The organism is Rhodopirellula sp. J20-39 (assembly GCF_057365095.1).
The window spans coordinates 1,640,715-1,658,363 of record NZ_CP195123.1; the positions used below are offsets into that span (position 1 = coordinate 1,640,715).

General features: G+C 55.3%; 12 protein-coding genes and 1 tRNA gene. 3 read left to right on the forward strand and 10 right to left on the reverse strand.

Annotated elements, in window-relative coordinates; genetic code table 11:
- Positions 1-192: 192 nt before the first annotated feature.
- The 6 genes from ACR3ZL_RS05915 to ACR3ZL_RS05940 form a co-directional block, all read right to left on the reverse strand.
- Positions 193-3,573, reverse strand: a complete 3,381-nt coding sequence (locus ACR3ZL_RS05915; RefSeq protein WP_473648808.1) for an outer membrane protein assembly factor BamB family protein — start codon at positions 3,571-3,573, stop codon at positions 193-195.
- A 124-nt stretch (positions 3,574-3,697) separates the two neighbouring features.
- A complete protein-coding gene (locus ACR3ZL_RS05920; RefSeq protein WP_473648807.1) occupies positions 3,698-4,258 on the reverse strand; it encodes an ExbD/TolR family protein in 561 nt (186 codons plus the stop codon).
- A 118-nt stretch (positions 4,259-4,376) separates the two neighbouring features.
- Complete coding sequence (locus tag ACR3ZL_RS05925) at positions 4,377-5,144, reverse strand: biopolymer transporter ExbD (RefSeq protein ID WP_486173277.1); 768 nt, start codon at positions 5,142-5,144, stop codon at positions 4,377-4,379.
- A gap of 20 nt (positions 5,145-5,164) precedes the next feature.
- Positions 5,165-5,647, reverse strand: a complete 483-nt coding sequence (locus ACR3ZL_RS05930) for an ExbD/TolR family protein (protein WP_486173278.1) — start codon at positions 5,645-5,647, stop codon at positions 5,165-5,167.
- Positions 5,648-5,745: 98 nt separating this feature from the next.
- Positions 5,746-6,474 (reverse strand): MotA/TolQ/ExbB proton channel family protein, encoded by a 729-nt coding sequence (locus tag ACR3ZL_RS05935; protein WP_473648803.1) that lies wholly within the window; start codon positions 6,472-6,474, stop codon positions 5,746-5,748.
- Between the two features lie 71 nt (positions 6,475-6,545).
- Positions 6,546-7,529, reverse strand: coding sequence for a hypothetical protein (locus ACR3ZL_RS05940; RefSeq protein ID WP_473648802.1), 984 nt, complete (start codon positions 7,527-7,529; stop codon positions 6,546-6,548).
- Between the two features lie 168 nt (positions 7,530-7,697).
- On the opposite strand from ACR3ZL_RS05940, the gene ACR3ZL_RS05945 reads away from it, so the two are divergent.
- Positions 7,698-7,770, forward strand: a tRNA-Phe gene (locus tag ACR3ZL_RS05945).
- 337 nt (positions 7,771-8,107) lie between these two features.
- On the opposite strand, the gene ACR3ZL_RS05950 is transcribed toward ACR3ZL_RS05945, so the two are convergent.
- The 3 genes from ACR3ZL_RS05950 to acnA all read right to left on the reverse strand — a co-directional run bounded on the left by ACR3ZL_RS05950 (position 8,108) and on the right by acnA (position 13,242).
- The gene (locus ACR3ZL_RS05950) at positions 8,108-8,641 is read right to left on the reverse strand and encodes an FxsA family protein (RefSeq protein ID WP_473648801.1); all 534 of its coding nucleotides are present in this window, start codon (positions 8,639-8,641) and stop codon (positions 8,108-8,110) included.
- Positions 8,642-8,953: 312 nt separating this feature from the next.
- Complete coding sequence (asnS, locus tag ACR3ZL_RS05955; protein ID WP_473648800.1) at positions 8,954-10,348, reverse strand: asparagine--tRNA ligase; 1,395 nt, start codon at positions 10,346-10,348, stop codon at positions 8,954-8,956.
- A 188-nt stretch (positions 10,349-10,536) separates the two neighbouring features.
- Positions 10,537-13,242 carry an aconitate hydratase AcnA gene (gene acnA, locus ACR3ZL_RS05960; protein ID WP_473648799.1) on the reverse strand — a complete coding sequence of 902 codons (2,706 nt, stop codon included), beginning with the start codon at positions 13,240-13,242 and terminating at the stop codon, positions 10,537-10,539.
- 129 nt (positions 13,243-13,371) lie between these two features.
- On the opposite strand from acnA, the gene ACR3ZL_RS05965 reads away from it, so the two are divergent.
- Positions 13,372-14,907, forward strand: coding sequence for an aldehyde dehydrogenase (NADP(+)) (locus ACR3ZL_RS05965; RefSeq protein ID WP_473648798.1), 1,536 nt, complete (start codon positions 13,372-13,374; stop codon positions 14,905-14,907).
- A 494-nt stretch (positions 14,908-15,401) separates the two neighbouring features.
- On the opposite strand, the gene ACR3ZL_RS05970 is transcribed toward ACR3ZL_RS05965, so the two are convergent.
- A complete protein-coding gene (locus tag ACR3ZL_RS05970) occupies positions 15,402-16,064 on the reverse strand; it encodes a transposase (RefSeq protein ID WP_473648797.1) in 663 nt (220 codons plus the stop codon).
- Positions 16,065-16,579: 515 nt separating this feature from the next.
- Between ACR3ZL_RS05970 and ACR3ZL_RS05975 the strand changes: the two genes are divergently transcribed.
- Entirely contained in the window at positions 16,580-17,578 is a 999-nt protein-coding gene (locus ACR3ZL_RS05975) for a DUF1559 family PulG-like putative transporter (RefSeq protein WP_473648796.1), read from the forward strand.
- The last annotated feature ends 71 nt before the right edge of the window (positions 17,579-17,649 follow it).

Consider the following 17,649-nt stretch of genomic DNA (forward strand, 5'->3'; position numbering starts at 1 on the left):
TCCAAACCTATTCGCTTAAAAAGCGAGGGTCGGGAATGCTGGCGATCAACGTTAACCGGTTCGATCAATGGAATCGGCCAACCAAGAGGGGGTACTCGTCGGCCAATTCGCCGACAAGCTTTCGGATAAGTTGCCTTTGTGTTTCAGTCTCGGGTCACTGTTTCAGTCTTCGATCACAGTTTCAGTATCAGGTTATTGGCCAGGAATGTTGGTGATGTAGACGACGCCTTCCCGTCCGGGAACCAGTAGGCGATTGCCAACTGGCAATGGGCTGGCCGATAACGGTTGACCCAGCTCAGTCGTGCCTCGTACCGATCCATTACTAGGATCGATTGCAACCAACCAACCATCGCGACCGGTTAACACCCAGTTGCCTTCGATAGAGACCACGTCATCGATCGGAAGGCCTTCGACAGGCATAGGGGTTTCAAAAGTTTGGCTGCCGTCGCTGGCGAATCCGCGAAGGACTGAATCGTTGGTGATCACTAAAGCGAGTGAGTCGCCGTTATCCGATGCGGCTAGGGAAGGACCCCAGGCGATTCGCCCGTCGAGAAGCTTCTTGAACTTCTGGTTTAGCCCATTCATTTCGTAGCCGATCAAGAAGTCAGCTGCCGGGCCGTTGGCTCCGCCAATGAAGACCTTGTCGATCCCAACGGCACGTCCCAAGAACGAAACTTCCAGATCCTGGATTTCGACTTGCTTGATTTGTTCATCTACGCGAAGTCGGTAAATCTTCTTGCGACTGTCGGCGATCACAACCTGGCTGCGGTCATCACCAACCAAAACAGGATTCGTCCAACTAACCGTGGCTGTCGGATCGCTTAGCGGCTGGAAGGGTGAGCTCTTGCTTTGTGATTGGCCTTCTTCGGTACCGGTTTGCCAGTCCATCACAACTGCACGTCCCGAATCAAGTGGCAAGAAGATTCCTTCGCCGCTGAAGATGCCAACGCCAGTCGGTTTTGGACCCGTCAGATTGAACGTGATCTTGCGAAGTTTCTCGGATCGGCGTGACGGATCGTAAACCATCGCCTCACCCCGCTGCGATTGATTCAACAACAAGCGACGGTTTTCGCCCAAGTCGATTGGGTTGTTGAAATTCATTTTGATTGAATTCGCACCCGGGTTTTCGATCGGACCTTGAGTCGAACCGCTCGACAGTGACTCGCGGTCAAGTTGGAACAAAGCGCCTTGGCTAGTGACCGCATGGAAACCGTTGTCGGTCTGGGTCAGCATGGAAATGGGAGTTCCCACGTCGGTACGCCAAAGTTCGCGGCCGGTTTTGGGTTCCGCACCGGTGACTCGAATCGCTGAGGTTCCTCGCAGGATGCGAGCGTGGATCAGTGCATCTTCGAACGCCAGCGGTTGGCCGACAAACATGTCGCCTTCGGCTTTACCCCAGTCGTAGACGACACGACCGGTGTTGATTTGCAATTCATAACGTCCCACCCGCGTACCGGTGATCCACATCTGGCTGCGTCCAACCGCCATCCGAGTCAGGGTCGGCGTGTCGTAAGAGGCGACCTGTTCGGCGATGCGAGAAACTTGTTGCCGTTCAGCGGTGGGTTCGATGTCGTAGACCGCAACTTGGCCTCGATCGGTGAGCACAATCATGCGTCGTTGCTGCAGTACTGGTGGAACCAGGACGTTTCCGGTTAAGCGAAACGGCGGCTGAGCAACGGTGAGGTTGCCGCCCTGTTCGTCCATCCGCAGAACATGCACTTGAGCGTAGTCCGCACCGGCGTTTTCAATTACAAACAAGTGACCTAACAGCGAAATCGGGGCTACCGCGACCGTGCCTTCTTCGTGACCGATGTAAAAGCTCTCCAAGCACTTGCCGGTACGCGAATCCAGTGCATAAAGGTTGCTATGATTGCCAGGGATATAGACCCGGCGAAGCTTGTCGTCCAAGCCGGCCGGTGTGGTCAGTGGTTGCGGCAGTTCGGCTACCCAGTTGGAATCGCCGGTTTCCGAATCCAGCGAAATCAGCCGGCCGGATTTGCCGGATATCAAAATTGAATCCTTGCCGGCGACCGGTTCGACGAAAGGTTCGTCAATCGAAGTCCGCCATTGAAGTTGGCCGTCTTCACCGCGGCAATTTCGAACTTCGTTGGTTTTGATGTCACTGAGCAGAACCGCGTCACCGTCTTCCAGTCGAATGGGCGTGTGATCTTCACCGTAGCCGGTGAATTGTCGCCATAACAAGCGACCGTCGAACGCCGAGAACGCAAACACGCTACCGCCGGCACGCAGGTAAAAGATGTCTCGTTCCAATCCGGCGATCGAATCGCCTTGCCGGGTGGTTAAGACGATCGATTTCAGTGAAACGTCTTGTTCGATTTCGGTGGTTGGTTCCGGCTTGTTGTTGGACAGCTTGACCAGCGTTTCTTGGATGTCACTGGCTTCTTGGATCAGGACGGTTAGGCGTTCATCGACCGCCAGTTCCGGAAAGTCACGCAGCAGCGACTTACGCTCGTCGTAGGCTTCCTTGGTGTTTTTGTCCTTCAGTGCCGCATGCATCGCCGCTTCGGTTTCGTCTAAGCGGATGTTCCGGTCGATGTCACGCTTGACCCGGTTGCGGGCTTCGGTGATTTGTAGCAAGCGTCCTTCTAATGTCGTCTTCATCGACGCAAGCATGTAGTTAGGATCGTCGATCAGCGTCCACTGTTCGTCCAGTTTGTCCAACAACGCTTGCTTTTCGGAAGTCACCGTCGCCTTACTTGCTTCTTCCGCTATGTTTTCAGCGATATCGACAAGCAGCCCCGCTAGGTTACCGCGTTCCTCGTTCATTGCCTCTTCATCGACAATGCCAGGCAGTTTCTCTTTCGCCAGATCCAACGCTTTGGTCGGGTCAGTCATTTGAGCACCACGATACAACTCGCACATCGTGATTCGCACTCGCGCCAATGACGAATATTGGTTCTCTTGTCCGAATGATGCGAGGAACGAGATGTACGAATCTTGGGCCGGTTGGTAGCTCTGGGAATCGTATTGTTTGTTCGCGATCGCGATCACGTCTTCGGCGCTCTGCTTGCCTAAGACGAAGGTGAAGAACACCGCGGCAAGCACCAAGAACAAAATGATGCCTACGTAGCCATAGACTTTGAACGAGTCCCAAGTCGATTTCTGCTCCGGTGGCTTGACTCGGGAATCAGGGCGTTTTCGGACGGGGCGTTCCGGAGTGGCTTGAACCGCTTCCGCCTCAACGGGCTCAGCTTCGGCCATCACCGGTTCCGCTTCCATAATTTCCTCTTCCGCCTCAACGATGTCAGCTTCATCGTCAAAGACCTCAACGACTTCTTCGGCCATGTCGTCGTCGATTAACTCCATCTCATCCATGTCGTCGACAATTTCAACGACTTCGCCTGCATCCCCGTAGTCATCGCTGCGAAGTTCGCCAATCAGCTTGGACGCTTGAAACTTGGTCAGTTGTCCGTTGTCGACCAGAAGTTTAGCAACCGCTTCGGGCGTCACGCGGGCACCACCTTCAGACAATTGTTGCCGAAGCGCTTCGATGATTTCTTGGTCGAGTAGACCGCGGCGTTCCAAGCGGTCGATCAGTTCGTTAGCAAGCATATGGGGCAGAGATGAGAAGCAAGGAGCGTGGAATAGGGGGCGTTGAGATGAGACTCGAAAAGCAGAAAGCGGGAGTGAACGCGTGAAACAAAAAAGCCGCAGGCAAGTTCACCTTGCTGGAAACTCAATCAAAGCCGTCAACTTCGGTGACTTGGATTTGGGCGAAGCCGGCAATGGTTCCTGCGTCCATTGCATCTACGAGCTTTTGAAGCTTAGCGTTCTCGTGAACGCGAACTTCTAGTTTCATCGTGTCAGCGTCATTGCCGAGGGCTTCTTTAAGTGTGGTTACTAGGTTCTGTTTGCCAATCGGTTCGCGTTCCCAGTCGGGGCAAAGAACCAAAAAAGCGCCGGTTTCATCTACTTCCAGGCCAACCGGCGTTAGCTCAGGAAGATCTATGTCGGTCGGGGACGTCGACGCTTGGTCCGAAGTGTGACGAGGTATTTGGATCGATTTCTGCAGCGAGAAACTGGCCGTGACCATAAAAAAGATGAGCAGTAAAAACGTCACGTCGACCATTGGCGTCATGTCCAAATCGCCGCCATCGCGAGCCACATGAGGTGGGAAAGTCGGGGTTTGTTCGTCCGTACCGCGTCCTGAATTGTTAACCGTATCGGAATTGGATGCGGGAGCCACCGTTGCGACGCTTTCGGCAACGAGCGAATGATCAAAGTCATCGTAGTGCATTGTGAAAATCGCTAAACGGATGGAAACGAGAGTCGATCGCCAACACGGGTGATCTGGATAACAAGTGGGCAGGATTAGTGAGTTGGCTATGCAAACGGACTAATCATGAAAGCCGTGTTCAATCAAAGCCGTCGACTTCGGTGACTTGGATTTGGGCGAAGCCGGCGATGGTTCCTGCGTCCATGCCGTCAACGAGCATTTGCAGTTCAGCGTTCTCGTGGACTTTGATGTCGAGTTTCATTCCGTCGCGGTTGTCGCCGATGGCTTGCTTCAACGCCGTGATCAAGTTTTGTTTGCCAGGCGTTTCGCGTTCCCATTCGGCTGCTAAAACGAGGAAGGCACCGGACTCGTCGATTTCCAATTCGATTGGATCAAGCTCTTCGGTCTCTTCTTCCTGGTTGGACATACTCGGCAGGTCCGAGTTCTGCCGCGGCATCTGGATCGATTTCTGCAGACTGAAGCTGGCCGTGACCATGAAGAAGATCAGCAACAGGAACGTCACGTCCACCATCGGTGTCATGTCGAGTTCGCCGTCTTCTCGCTTCTTTCGCGGGGGGACGCCATCGTCCTCTTCTTCGTCGTCACGTGGACGCGGTGAGGGAGAAGGTTGCGTCGCCGTGGGAGAAGCCGTTCGCGCGGGTGCAGCCATAGCGGCAACCGCTACCGCCGCTGGAGCCTCGGCTGGCTCAGTCGCTTGGGCAACAACGGGCTGGGCTTCCACTGGTTCGGCTGCCACCACATCAGCAGTGACCACTTCGGCGACTGTTTCGACCTGGGGGATGGTCAGCGGTTGTTCGCACTTTGGGCAGCGAATAACGCGACCGGCCAACCGTTCGTTGACCTTCCGCTTCGCTCCGCAGTGCTCGCATTCGATTTTGATAGACATCGGCTATTTCGTTTGCTGGGTTATTTTTCTTTGACCGCGATGTACGTGAATTCCATGTCCTGGAATTCATCGCCGATGATCTTTTGGATGCGGGTTACCTGCGAAACCTTGACCGCGCCGTCGCCCAACAGCATGACTTGGTCTTTGTTCTTGCTGATCGATTTTTCCAGCTCGTTGGTGATGTACTCGACGATCTCGCTGGATTGGGCTTCTTCGTCGCTACTGAATTCGCTTTGGTCGCGTCGCTTCAGCACGACTTTGTCTTTGCCGACCGGTTCAATGAAAATAACCGCTGAGTCTTTTGCGGAAATCGCCAGCCCGTTTTCTGCGTCGGGGATGTTTCCGGTTTGAGTCGGGTCCATCTTCGAGGCCACCACAAAGAAGATCAGCAGCAGGAAAGTGATGTCGATCATCGGCGTGATGTCCATCTCTTCTTCTTCACGCTTCGCGCGTGGCGGCGCCAAGTCTTCTTCGTCGTTGTCGTCGTCGAGATGGGTGCTCATGTGGGAACGTTTGTCGTGATGGTGTGCTTGCGGGAAGGTCGGTCGACCGGATAACGCTGGAGAGTACGCTTTGGCAGTAAACGCATTTACTACGCGAACTACTCAGCCATGGTTGCCTCTTGAATCTCCTCTTCCTCAACCGCAACGGCCTGTGCGGCAGGTGCAGGAACCTGGCCCGACTCTTCCAAGCCAAGACCAACCTTGAAAGCTTCAAAGAACCGTACCAATCCCGAACCGACCAAGTCTTCCATCTTTGCAATCCGGATGTTGACGGTCGCGATCAAAATCATCAACGGAATCGCAATCGCCAAACCACTAGCGGTCGTGACCAGTGCGACTTGAATGTCACCGGCCAACAGCGACGGTTCGACCGATTCCGCGGTCGCAAGCGTCTTAAACGCCCCCATCATCCCGAAAACCGTTCCGAATAGCCCGATCATGGGGGCACTCTTGATCACCGTGCTGACCCAGCTCAAGCGGTATTCCAGATCGCTCATGACGTCACGTTGGAAACGGTCCATCATGATTTGTCGAGCACGGCGAAAACCTTCGCGGCGATTATCGATTGCCATGTGCATCATTTGCGGGATGGCCCGCGTGTCGCCTTCGCAGTACTGCTCAACACCTTCGAAGTCGGCGACCTTCAGCATTTGCTCGCAATCGTCCATGAATTCATCTTGTTGCTCTTCCGTTTTGAAACGCTTTTGAGCGACGCGGGTCCACACGATCACGATTTGGTAGAGCCCCCACAGAGCGACAATCGCCAGGGCACCGTACGTCGAGTTGGAAATCAGGGTGTAAAGGTCAGCGGCGGCAAAGAAAAACAAAGGTCGATTCCTGCTTCAGTGGTTGTTTAAGGTTGGGCGAGTTTAGGAGATGGAAGGTCGTCACTGAAGGACTACTTTCCCTTGCGGTAGCGTTGCTCAGTCACTTCGAATGCGTAACCGCTTCCAGAAGGCTTGCTCAAGAAAACCGTTTTCGCAATCTCGGTCACGCTTTTGTGACCTTTGGAGATCGCGTAATCCAATTCTGTACGAGCTAGGCGGTTTTCTAAGTCCGGTGGAATGAACTTCAAAATTTGGCGACCACTGGTGTTGATACCAGCCTGGGTCAAAAGCTGAATGTCGAATTGCTTCAGCGGGCTGGCGGTCGCCCACATGAAGTAGAGCCGCTTTTCGCTTTTGCTGTCGTTGTTGTGGCGTGATTTTGGACTGGTCGACAAATTAGTCGCATAGTCGACCCCCTGCACGCCGCCGATCGAACCCAATTCGATTTCATAGAAATCCAATTGCTGGGCGTAAGGCTTCAGGCCCTTGGACGTGAAGTTCAGTTGCCAGCGTTCGAACCGAGGCACGATGTCTTCCCCTTCGCCTTCGGGGCCTGGTGGGCGTGAATCGCCCTTGCCGGTGCCAGACGTGCTGGCCGTCGCGTTCGTGTTCATCGTGTCCAGGGAAGCAGCGACGCTGGAAACTGCTTCGGTGACCGCTTCAATCGTGTCTTGAAGGGTGGGTTCCATCAGTTCTTCGACTTCTTCAGCACCTGGTGGCTCGAAATCTCGTTCGAAACCTTCGGCGTTGTCCGCTCGTCCGGCTGCATTTTCGATAATCGGTTCGATCGGTTTGACGCGTTCGGGCATTCGCATGGTCAACCAGATGACAAACAGCATGAAAACGAAAACACCCAAGAACAAAATGACCGCCATAAAGAAGGAAGTCACAGCATCGAACGGGCTCGTCCGCAATTTTTCGCGTTCTTCGAGCCGTTTTCTTTGGATCGGGGTGAGATCGCTGTGTGGGTCCGCGCTGTCATGAACGCCGGATTCAGCCAATGCTACGCCGGAATTTAGCGAGGAATCGTGTTCTGGAGGAGCAGCCGTGCCCATAGTAAAAATGCGTTTTGAAAAGTTTTGAGCAGAATCGGGAAAAGATTGTTGCCGGGGCCGATTGACGCGAACCCACATGATAGCGTAGTTTTCTCCTCTGTTGAGCAGAAAAGCATTTGCAGGCGACTTCGATCGCTAACCTTTCGAGGAAATGCTTCACTTTGTTCAGGTTAGGTAGCTCAGTTGGTAGAGCACGGCCCTGAAAAGGCCGGTGTCGGCGGTTCGAGCCCGCCCCTAACCACTGTTGGCCATTGGAACGCTAAGTACGCAGTTCTGGCCCTTTCTCGGTTATTAACCGTCTCTCGAGCGATCGCCCCGCTAATTGCCGTGTTTCAGCGGCCCCATTGATATGGCCCCGGGCATCGGCGTGCACCTATTGGTAACACGACTCAATTTTTTCTGGGGTGATTTGCCCGCCCTTCAGGTTGTGACGATTTGCGCACGAAAAAAATTTGGTGCGAGAAGAAAATCAGCCACAATTCACTCAAAAATCTTTCTCGAGCGTGATTGCCCCACCGCTGGAAGCGATCAGAAAGCTGGATCGCCGAAGATTGAGCGAGATGCCTTCGCTGAGACGCCTAGCGAGGCGCTTTTGGGCGGAAGCTTGGCGAGTCGATCGTGTAGCCGTCGCCGGCTCCGGATTGGCTGCCTGAGTGGCGAGTTGGGCCCGGTTGAGACGAGCCGTGCATGTGCGGCGAATTCGCCTGGCCCGGTCCACTGTCGGATTGCCCGAAACCGCTCGTTCGAACCTGGAATTGCCCCGTGAATCGCTGGCGTAACGCTCCGCCGATCCACCGCCTGCCAAACGGTGTCAGCAGCAAAAAGCCCGTCGCATCGGTCAGAATGCCCGGGGTTAGCAACAATGCCGCCGCAAACGCGATCATCAGCCCATCCTGGATTTCCCGGCCCGGCATTCGGCCGTCCGCGATCGCCTGGCGAAAACGCTGGAATGCAGCAATGCCTTCGCGGCGGGCCAAAAAGGATCCGATTAACCCAGTCACGATCACGATGCTAAGCGTCGTCAGCCAGCTGGTCGCGTCGGCGAGACGCAGCAGCAGGATTAGTTCCACGAATGGAACGACGATAAAAAGGATCAACAGTCTGGCAAACATCTAATGAGCTCTCGCTAAATGTGGAGCAATCGCGTCGAGGCCGCCCTGGCGCCCGCTGCCTCATTTAATGGCAAATAGGGGGCATTGGAGTATTCGTTCAGGCGGCTGCCACCTTGGCACGGAATCACGCAAGGTTTCCCTTCGGTACGCACAAGACGCGAATCGCGTTCCACTCGGGGCTGGTTTTGGACGCCGCCCTGCGGTTTCTGCCAGATGGATTTAGCCGACGGTAGTCAGGACTCAGCCGCTCACCACCACCGAGCGGCTGAACGCAAAGCCACTCTAGCGAGTGGTGATCGTGGCGGCATGGTTCTAGAACTCGGCGCTGCCGGGGGTTCTTGGGAACGGGATAACGTCGCGTATATTCGTCATTCCAGTGACGTACTGGACTGCCCGCTCAAGGCCTAAGCCAAAGCCGGCGTGCGGCACGGTGCCGTAGCGACGTAGGTCGACGTACCACCAGTATTCGCTTTCATCCAATCCGGCTTCTTGCATCCGAGATGACAGCACGTCGAGGCGTTCTTCACGCTGGCTGCCGCCGATGATCTCGCCTACGCCCGGAACGAGGACATCCATCGCGGCAACGGTTTTGCCATCGTCGCTGACTCGCATGTAGAACGGTTTGATCGACGATGGGTAGTCCGTCAGGATCAAGGGGCCGCCGACAAGTCCGGTCAGGTACTTTTCGTGTTCAGCTTGTAAATCGGTGCCCCACTGCACCGGATACTCGAACTTCTCGCCGCATGTGGTCAGCTTTTCAACCGCATCGGTGTACGTCATGTGTTCGAACGACTTGTCGATGACCGCTTGGATTTGGGCGATCTTGCCCTTTTCGATCATGGAGTCAAAGAACGCCATGTCTTCGCTGCACTGGTTCAAGCAATCGGTGAAGATCCGTTTGAGGAACCGTTCGGCAAGCGCCATGTTGTCTTGCAGGTCGAAGAACGCAGCCTCCGGTTCGACCATCCAGAACTCAGCCAAGTGGCGGGATGTGTTGCTGTTTTCGGCGCGGAAGGTAGGGCCAAAGGTGTACACCCGTGACAGGGCCGATGCGTAGGTTTCGCCTTCGAGTTGGCCGCTGACGGTGAGCTGGGTTGGCTTGCCGAAAAAGTCGCGTGACGGATCGAGCGGTTTATCGCCAGTAGCGAGTTTTTCGAGGTCCACGGTTGTGACGCGGAACATTTCACCGGCACCCTCGCAATCACTGGCCGTGATGATGGGCGTGTGCAGGTAGTAGAAACCCTCTTCGTCGTAAAACCGGTGGATCGATTGGCTGATCCGGTTTCGAACTCGCATGACGGCACCAAGCGTGTTGGTCCGAGGACGCAGGTGTGCCCATTCCCGTAGCTTTTCGAATGAGTGCCGTTTCTTTTGCAACGGGTACGTTTCGCCATCGCACCAACCGATTACGCGAACGGCATCGGCGTGAAGTTCCGTCGCTTGGCCTTTCGCTGGTGACTCTTTCAGTTCACCGGAGACGACGACGGAGCAGCCCGCGGTCAGCTTTTGGATTTCGTCGGCGTAGTTGGCAAGTTCCGCGGGGGCGACGACCTGCAGGTTGCCTAAGCATGTCCCATCGTTAATTTCGATGAAGCTGAAGCCGCCTTTGGAGTCCCGCCGAGTGCGAACCCAACCGCGGACCTCGATGGATTGTGGAAGCGAGGAGGAATCCGTTTGTCGAGCGGTGTCGATCGTGATCCAGTCCATGGGAGCTATTCTTTGCCAATCAACGAATGAGCCGAACCAAGCCACTTAGGTGACGGTTCGGCTCGGGGTGAGGATGTGTTGCATTCGTAAGCTTCGGTAGGCCATTGTCGACGATGCCAGACTTTCGCGGGTGAAAGTCTGGCATGGATTCGCAATTTTGGTCAGCCCAAAGCAATCGGCGATCTCGACTAGCCGCGAAGGTTTCGCAGCACGGTTGGAAGGATCCCGCCGTTCTTGTAGTACTGAAGTTCGACCGGGGTGTCGATCCGGACTCGGCACTGGAATTCGACCTTCTCGCCGCTCGCCTTGGTGGCAACCACCTTGGTTAACGATCGTGGTTCCAGGTCGTTGGAAAGGCCTTCGATGTCGAAGGTTTCTTCTCCGTCCAAGCCCAGTGATTCCCACGTGGCACCATCGGTGAATTCCAGCGGAAGCACGCCCATGCCGACCAAGTTGCTGCGATGGATCCGTTCAAAGCTGGCTGTGATCACCGCTTTAACGCCCAGCATCATGGTGCCCTTGGCGGCCCAGTCACGGCTTGATCCGGTACCGTATTCGGTTCCGGCCAGGACGACCAATGGCACGCCTTCTTCTTGGTACTTCATCGATGCATCGTAGATGCTCATCGCTTCGCCGCCGGGCAGGTGGCGGGTCACGCCGCCTTCGGTGCCGGGGGCCAATTGGTTGCGGATGCGAATGTTGGCGAACGTTCCGCGGACCATGATTCGGTCGTTCCCGCGGCGTGAACCAAACGAGTTGAAGTCACGCACGTCGACGCCATTGGCTTGCAGATATTTTCCAGCAGGCCCGTCCGTTGCGATCGCACCGGCTGGCGAAATGTGGTCCGTCGTGACGCTGTCGCCAAGCAAAGCGAGCACGCGAGCACCGCGGATCGGAGCGATGTCGGGAACTGCTTCGCCGGTCACATGATCCAGGAACGGTGGGTGATGGATGTAGGTGCTGTTGTCGTCCCAAGGGAACAGACCGCCACCGGAAATTTCAATCGCGTTCCAAAGCTCGTTGCCCTTCACGGCCGCTTCGTATTCGTTGGTGAACATTTCCGGCTTGATGCAAGTCGCGATGGTCTCGCGGATCTCTTCGGCGGTTGGCCAAATTTCTTTCAGGAACACATCTTTCCCGTTTTGGTCTTGGCCTAGTGGCTCGGTGACTAAGTCGATGTCGGTCGTGCCTGCCAAGGCGTAGGCCACCACAAGCGGTGGGCTGGCCAGGTAGTTTGCCTTGGTCAGCGGATTGACTCGGCCTTCGAAGTTTCGGTTGCCTGACAAGACCGCCGATGCGATCAGGTCGCCTTCCTTGATGGCGTTGGCAACCGGTTCGGGCAACGGTCCGGAGTTGCCGATACAGGTCGTGCACCCATATCCAACGGTGTTGAAACCTAATTTGTCTAGCGACTCGGTCAAGCCAGCCCGGTTCAGGTAATCGGTCACGACGCGTGAACCCGGAGCCAACGACGTTTTCACGTGAACAGGAACCTTCAGGCCTCGTTCAGCAGCACGCTTGGCGACCAGGCCGGCACCGATCATCACTGATGGGTTCGATGTGTTGGTGCAGGACGTGATCGCGGCAATTACGACGGCTCCGTGCGTGATTTCCGTCGTGTTGTCTTTGTTGACGACCTTGGCGGTCTTGCTCAAATCGGTCGTTGGCAGACCGAAGCCGGTTTTTCCTACCGGAGCGGTCAGCGATTCGTTGAACGACGCCTTCATGTTTTTCAAGGCGATACGATCTTGTGGCCGCTTCGGTCCCGCCAAGCTAGGCTCGACCGTCGATAGGTCCAGCGACAAGGTCTTGGTGTAGTTCAGCGTCGGGCCGTCATCGAGACGGAACAGGCCTTGTTCTTTGCAGTAACGCTCAACCAGTTCGACGTTTTCTTTGGTACGTCCGGTTTGACGCATGTATTGCAGCGTCACATCATCGACAGGGAAGAAGCCCATGGTGGCACCGTATTCTGGAGCCATGTTGGCGATCGTGGCTCGGTCGGCGACGCTCATCGCGTTCATGCCCTTGCCGAAGAATTCGACAAATTTGCCCACCACGCCTTCTTCGCGAAGGATCTCAACAACACGCAACACCATGTCGGTGGCGGTCGCCCCGGCTGGGATTTCACCTGTCAATTCAAAGCCGATGACTTCCGGCATCAGCATGTACAGGGGTTGGCCGAGCATGTTCGCTTCGGCTTCGATCCCGCCGACGCCCCAGCCCAATACGCCTAAACCATTGATCATGGTGGTGTGCGAGTCGGTGCCGACGAGCGTATCGGGACAGGCCACAGGACCCTTTTCGTCTTGAGTCAGTGCAACGACGCGGGCCAAGTATTCCAAGTTGACTTGGTGAACGATCCCGACGTTCGGCGGCACAACGGTGAAGTTGTCGAACGCTTGTTGACCCCAACGCAGGAACTCATAACGTTCTTTATTGCGTTTGAATTCGATATCGACGTTCTGGATCAAAGCTCCTTCGCTGCCGAAGAAATCGACTTGAACCGAGTGATCGATCACCAGATCCACCGGGATCAGCGGGTTGATCTTGGTGACATCGCCGCCGATTCGTTCCATCGCCGAACGCATTGCGGCCAAGTCGACGACGGCAGGGACACCGGTGAAGTCTTGCAGAACGACTCGGTAAGGTTTGAAGGGCACCTCGTGCGGTTTCACGTCGGTGGCTTGCCAGCCCGCCAGGTTCTTGACGTCATCTTGCGAAATTTGGAAGTCATCACAATTTCGCAGGACAGCTTCAAGCAAAACACGGATCGAGAACGGCAGACGATCGATCTGACCAAACCCTTGCTTTTGCAACGCTTCCAGGCGGTAGAGGGCGGCTTTCCCCGAACCGGTTTCGAATTGATCGCGTGCGCCAAATAGATCCGCAGCCATGGCTAGTTTCCCTAAGTTGAATGACAATGAACGACTCTGATGGGTCGCGGTAGTTTAACAACGATCGGTATCATTGTCTTTGGGCCGCGCTGCCACTTTTCAGGCCGCCAGTACTGTTGAATCCAATACTTGTCGACCATTCACTCCTTCGTTCTCCAGCGTGTCATGACCGAGCGAGACACTTTCACCGCCTATAACGCCGCAACAGGGCTTCCATTGCCCGATATTTTTTGCGAGGCGACTGACGCGGACATCGACAACGCGGCCCGTTCCGCCGAAGTGGCGTGCGAATGGCTGCGGAATTGCCCACCGCAACGACGTGGCGACTTCCTGCGAGCGGTGGCGGCGAAGATGCGGCAGCGTGAGACGGAGATCCTTGACCGGTGTGAGCTGGAGACTGGCTACCTGCCCGAGCGGGTGCGAGGCGAGTTCGTCCGCGCGACCGGTCAACTGAATTTATTTGCGGGGCTCGCCGAGGAATCAGTCTGGGACGTGCGTCAATTCGACTCAGGCAACCCCGGTCGAGAACCGATCCCCAAGCCGGAGATGCGGCGGCGGATGATCCCGGTTGGCCCCGTCGCGGTATTCGGTGCCTGCAATTTCCCGCTGGCGATCAGTGTTGTCGGGAACGATTTCGTCGCCGCGATCGCCGTTGGATGTCCGGTCATCGTCAAGTCGCACCCCTCGCATCCAGGCACGTGTGAATTGTTGGGAGCAGTCGTTCGTGAAGTCATCGCAGATATGGAGTTCCCCGAAGGCGTGTTCACGCTGTTGCACGGGCGCCGTCCAGAAACCTCGGTTGCCCTTGTGCAGCATCCCAGCATCGCAGCGGTCGGATTCACAGGCAGCCCCGTCGGCGGGCGAGCACTGGCGGAAGCCTGTTTGAAGCGAGAACGTCCGATTCCGCTGTTTGCCGAACTGGGCAGCACCAATCCGGTCTTCCTGGCACCCGTCGCGGTTAATCGCCGATGTGAAAGCATCGCTAGCGGATTCACATCGTCTTTGCGGTTCGGCAATGGGCACATGTGCACCAAGCCCGGCGTCGTGGTTATGCTCGATCGTCAAGCGGATATATTCATCGAAGCAGTAATGGGCGTCATTAGCGAGACCGGACCGATGCCCATGTTGAGTGCGAGCATCGCGGCCGCATTCGACCAAGGCGTGGCGAAGTTGGATCAGACACCCAACGTGGAGCAACTTTATGGTTCACTCGGGATGGAAGTTGCAGTACCTGATTCAAATCCAAAATCAATCGGGCCGTGGCATCGTGACGCTCATTGGTACGCAACCGATGCGGTTACCGCAGTTGAACAGGATTTGCTGCACTGCGAAACGTTCGGCCCTACCTCGCTGTTGATTCGATGTGCTGACGAAGAACAAATGCTGTATGTCGCCCGGCAGTTCCAAGGTTCCTTGACGACAACACTACACGCTGATCCGCAGGACACGGACTTCCAAGCCAAGTGGCTTGCGATCGCCGAACGATTTGCCGGGCGAATCATTTACAACGGCTGGCCGACTGGCATGGAAATCGGTGCAGCAACCCACCACGGCGGTCCGTACCCGGCGAGCCTGGATGGCCGCAGCACCTCGGTCGGCTACGCCAGTCTGGAGCGTTTCATCCGACCGGTGTGTTACCAAGGTTGGCCGGAAGTGGCTTTGTAGCTAGCGACGCTAGGATCGTTGTCTTGGTCACCAGGTGACTCCGCGTCAGATTCTTTTGGTCCAGCAGAAAGATGTTCGGAATGCAGCCAACCATTCCCGGTTGTGATTCTGCCGGATGATGTCGTTTCTCGATTTGGCGATGGTCTTGTATTTGAGTTATCAAATTCGAATCGAAGAAAAGTGTCGCTCGGTTCTCCGAACCGAACGCGTGAACCTGTTTATCCGTTGGGCTTCGGGATCGATAGGGTGAGTCACGACGAGTTTTGCCGGTCGTAAGCAGTTGGTTAGCGTATTCCAGGCTTTCGCTATCAGCTTGGAAAGCTGAGCGACATTAAAGCTGAGTGACATTATTGCCGCCCGAATTTCCGAGCTTAAAAAGTTGAGCGACACTGTCGCTCGGTTCTCCGAACCGATAGCGCGAAGCTGTTACCCGTCGGTTCTCAAAGACAAACGCGAACCCAATCGGACAATTAGCACCCGCGAACACTCTTGCCCTAGAAACGCCCATCAGAAAATCGGTAGTGGTAACGCCCCTCCGCGATCCCCCCCTTCTCCGGATTTTCGCGAATGTAGTTTCGCAGATACTGCAATTGCTCCGCACTCCGCACAAGATGATCAAACGGTTCGGGAAACCACAACAAGCCGCTCCTCCCTATCAACTTGTTGATCTGTCTCGCCGAGTATCTCATCCATCCACCGGGTTGCGATTTGGCGATTTCGGATGTCTTGAACGCGACCAAGCAATGAACGTGGTTTGGCATGATCACAAAATCACCGAGCCAATAGCGATCACCATGAAATTTGGCCAGTGATTTCGCAACTTCCAGCGAAGCGATCGGATTGGCAAGTTCGCATGCACCAAGACATGTGTCCAACATGGTTTCCCGTTGTTGCGAGAAATGTTTGTCAAACTTCCGTTGTTCGTCGAGAGAGAGTTCTTGGGAGCCAGCTTTCCAGTCCCGATCGACGTGAACTCCGTGACGCTGCAGAAAGTCGATTCGTTCTCGATGCCAAGTCTGAATAACCGATGCGGGGATTGAATCGTTCAGCCGCATAGTGAGGAAACAAATCGCAGCCGGTTGGTGTCGATGCGGGCGTGTGCGATCCCATTGGTCGAAGTCGGCGTTCGGATCGAATAGTTCACAAGATGAATCCATGGTGGATCCTAGGCAAACGAAGTCGAGCGGGTCGAAGGTCGCGTTGTGTAAGCGGACGCTATCAGCTTGGAAAGCTGAGCGACACTAAAACAGAGCGACATTAAAGCTGAGTCACATTATTGTCGCTCGAAACAACGAGCTTGGAAAGCTGGGCGTATTGTCGCTCGGTTCTCCGAACCGACAGCGTGAACCTGTTACACGTTGGTTCTCCGAACCGATAGCGCGAATTCGTCACAACTCTGACCCTAGTTTTTGGAGGCATCTCACTGGTGAATCCAGAAACGGATGAAACGAGCAGCTCGACGACTTAGTAATAAATTTCATTCTCACACTTGCGTCGAACCGGTCCACTGGCCACACTCTTTGAGACTGATTCGCAATAGGGTCAGTCTGTCGACGACGCAGCAAGCAACGGGCCATCTTGTGCCCTCCAGCCAGCCACGCTCGATCCCGTCTCGAAAATTGTTTTTTCGAGATTGATCTATCTTCCGTGTGCCCTTTCGCTGGAGCCTTCCATGAAGTGCTTGTATGTATGCATGTCCGCGTTCAATTCCCCTATCGCCCTAACTCGTTTGGGTCTGGCTGTTGTCAGTCCGTCCGCGGTTTGCTTCTCAAATCAAAAACGTTCATCGCGGCGAGCATCCGGGGCTCGTCCAACTAACCGGTCCGCGTTCACGCTTGTTGAATTGTTGGTGGTGATCGCGATCATCGGCGTTCTGGTTGGGCTGCTTCTGCCCGCCGTCCAATCCGCTCGTGAAGCGGCACGTCGGATGTCGTGCAGTAACAACCTCAAGCAAGTTGGGCTCGCACTGCACAACTATCACGGCAGCTTCAACAAGTTCCCCGAGGGCTCACGACTGAGCAACTTCATCGGTCCACTAGCCGCTGTGTTGCCGTATCTGGAACAAGACAACACGTATTCGCAGTTTGACTTCAGTAAGTCTTACTCGGACCCGTACAACCAAGAAGTTGCCGCTCAACAGATCCAGACTTATCTGTGCCCATCCATGCCGTTGCCCCGTTTGGTGCCCGATACTAGCAACGGCGAAACCGGTGGCCCGTCAAGCTATTTAGCCTGTGAAGGCACAGGTTCTTACATGCCAAAGAATGATGGCATGTTTGGTTTGAACTGGACCGCTTACGGATACAACAACCCCGCCACGGGCTTCCGCGATCTGACCGACGGAACCAGCATGACGTTGGCGTTCAGCGAAACAACCTACGACATGGTTGACTATTTGTGGACTCCACCGGCCGCCTCGGCGGGCAGTGTGAAATGGGGAACGGCACGTTGGGTCGTGGGATATCCTGTTGTTTCACTTGGGACAACACAAAAAGAATTGAATGTTCACACGGCGGCCAATAACGGTGGCTTTCAAAGCATGCACCCCGGTGGTGTTCACATGCTCTTTGGTGACGGCAGCGTCCGTTTTGCTTCTGAATTTGTTGATCGTGAGTTGCTGAATTCTTTGGCGACCCGCAACGGTCATGAAGTGGTGGAGAACGCGCCGTGAGGATTGGACTTCGAACAACTTGTTGCATCGTTGCTTTTATGATGGCATCATCGATGTCTGGTGGATGTGAC

Bases quoted from the DNA above. Each gene is read 5' to 3' on its own strand.
- asnS (WP_473648800.1), bottom strand. From the start codon at position 10,348: ATGGACTGGATCACGATCGACACCGCTCGACAAACGGATTCCTCCTCG.
- ACR3ZL_RS05925 (WP_486173277.1), bottom strand. From the start codon at position 5,144: ATGTCTATCAAAATCGAATGCGAGCACTGCGGAGCGAAGCGGAAGGTC.
- ACR3ZL_RS05915 (WP_473648808.1), bottom strand. From the start codon at position 3,573: ATGCTTGCTAACGAACTGATCGACCGCTTGGAACGCCGCGGTCTACTC.
- ACR3ZL_RS05940 (WP_473648802.1), bottom strand. From the start codon at position 7,529: ATGGGCACGGCTGCTCCTCCAGAACACGATTCCTCGCTAAATTCCGGC.
- ACR3ZL_RS05970 (WP_473648797.1), bottom strand. From the start codon at position 16,064: ATGGATTCATCTTGTGAACTATTCGATCCGAACGCCGACTTCGACCAA.
- ACR3ZL_RS05975 (WP_473648796.1), top strand. From the start codon at position 16,580: ATGAAGTGCTTGTATGTATGCATGTCCGCGTTCAATTCCCCTATCGCC.
- acnA (WP_473648799.1), bottom strand. From the start codon at position 13,242: ATGGCTGCGGATCTATTTGGCGCACGCGATCAATTCGAAACCGGTTCG.
- ACR3ZL_RS05950 (WP_473648801.1), bottom strand. From the start codon at position 8,641: ATGTTTGCCAGACTGTTGATCCTTTTTATCGTCGTTCCATTCGTGGAA.
- ACR3ZL_RS05920 (WP_473648807.1), bottom strand. From the start codon at position 4,258: ATGCACTACGATGACTTTGATCATTCGCTCGTTGCCGAAAGCGTCGCA.
- ACR3ZL_RS05930 (WP_486173278.1), bottom strand. From the start codon at position 5,647: ATGAGCACCCATCTCGACGACGACAACGACGAAGAAGACTTGGCGCCG.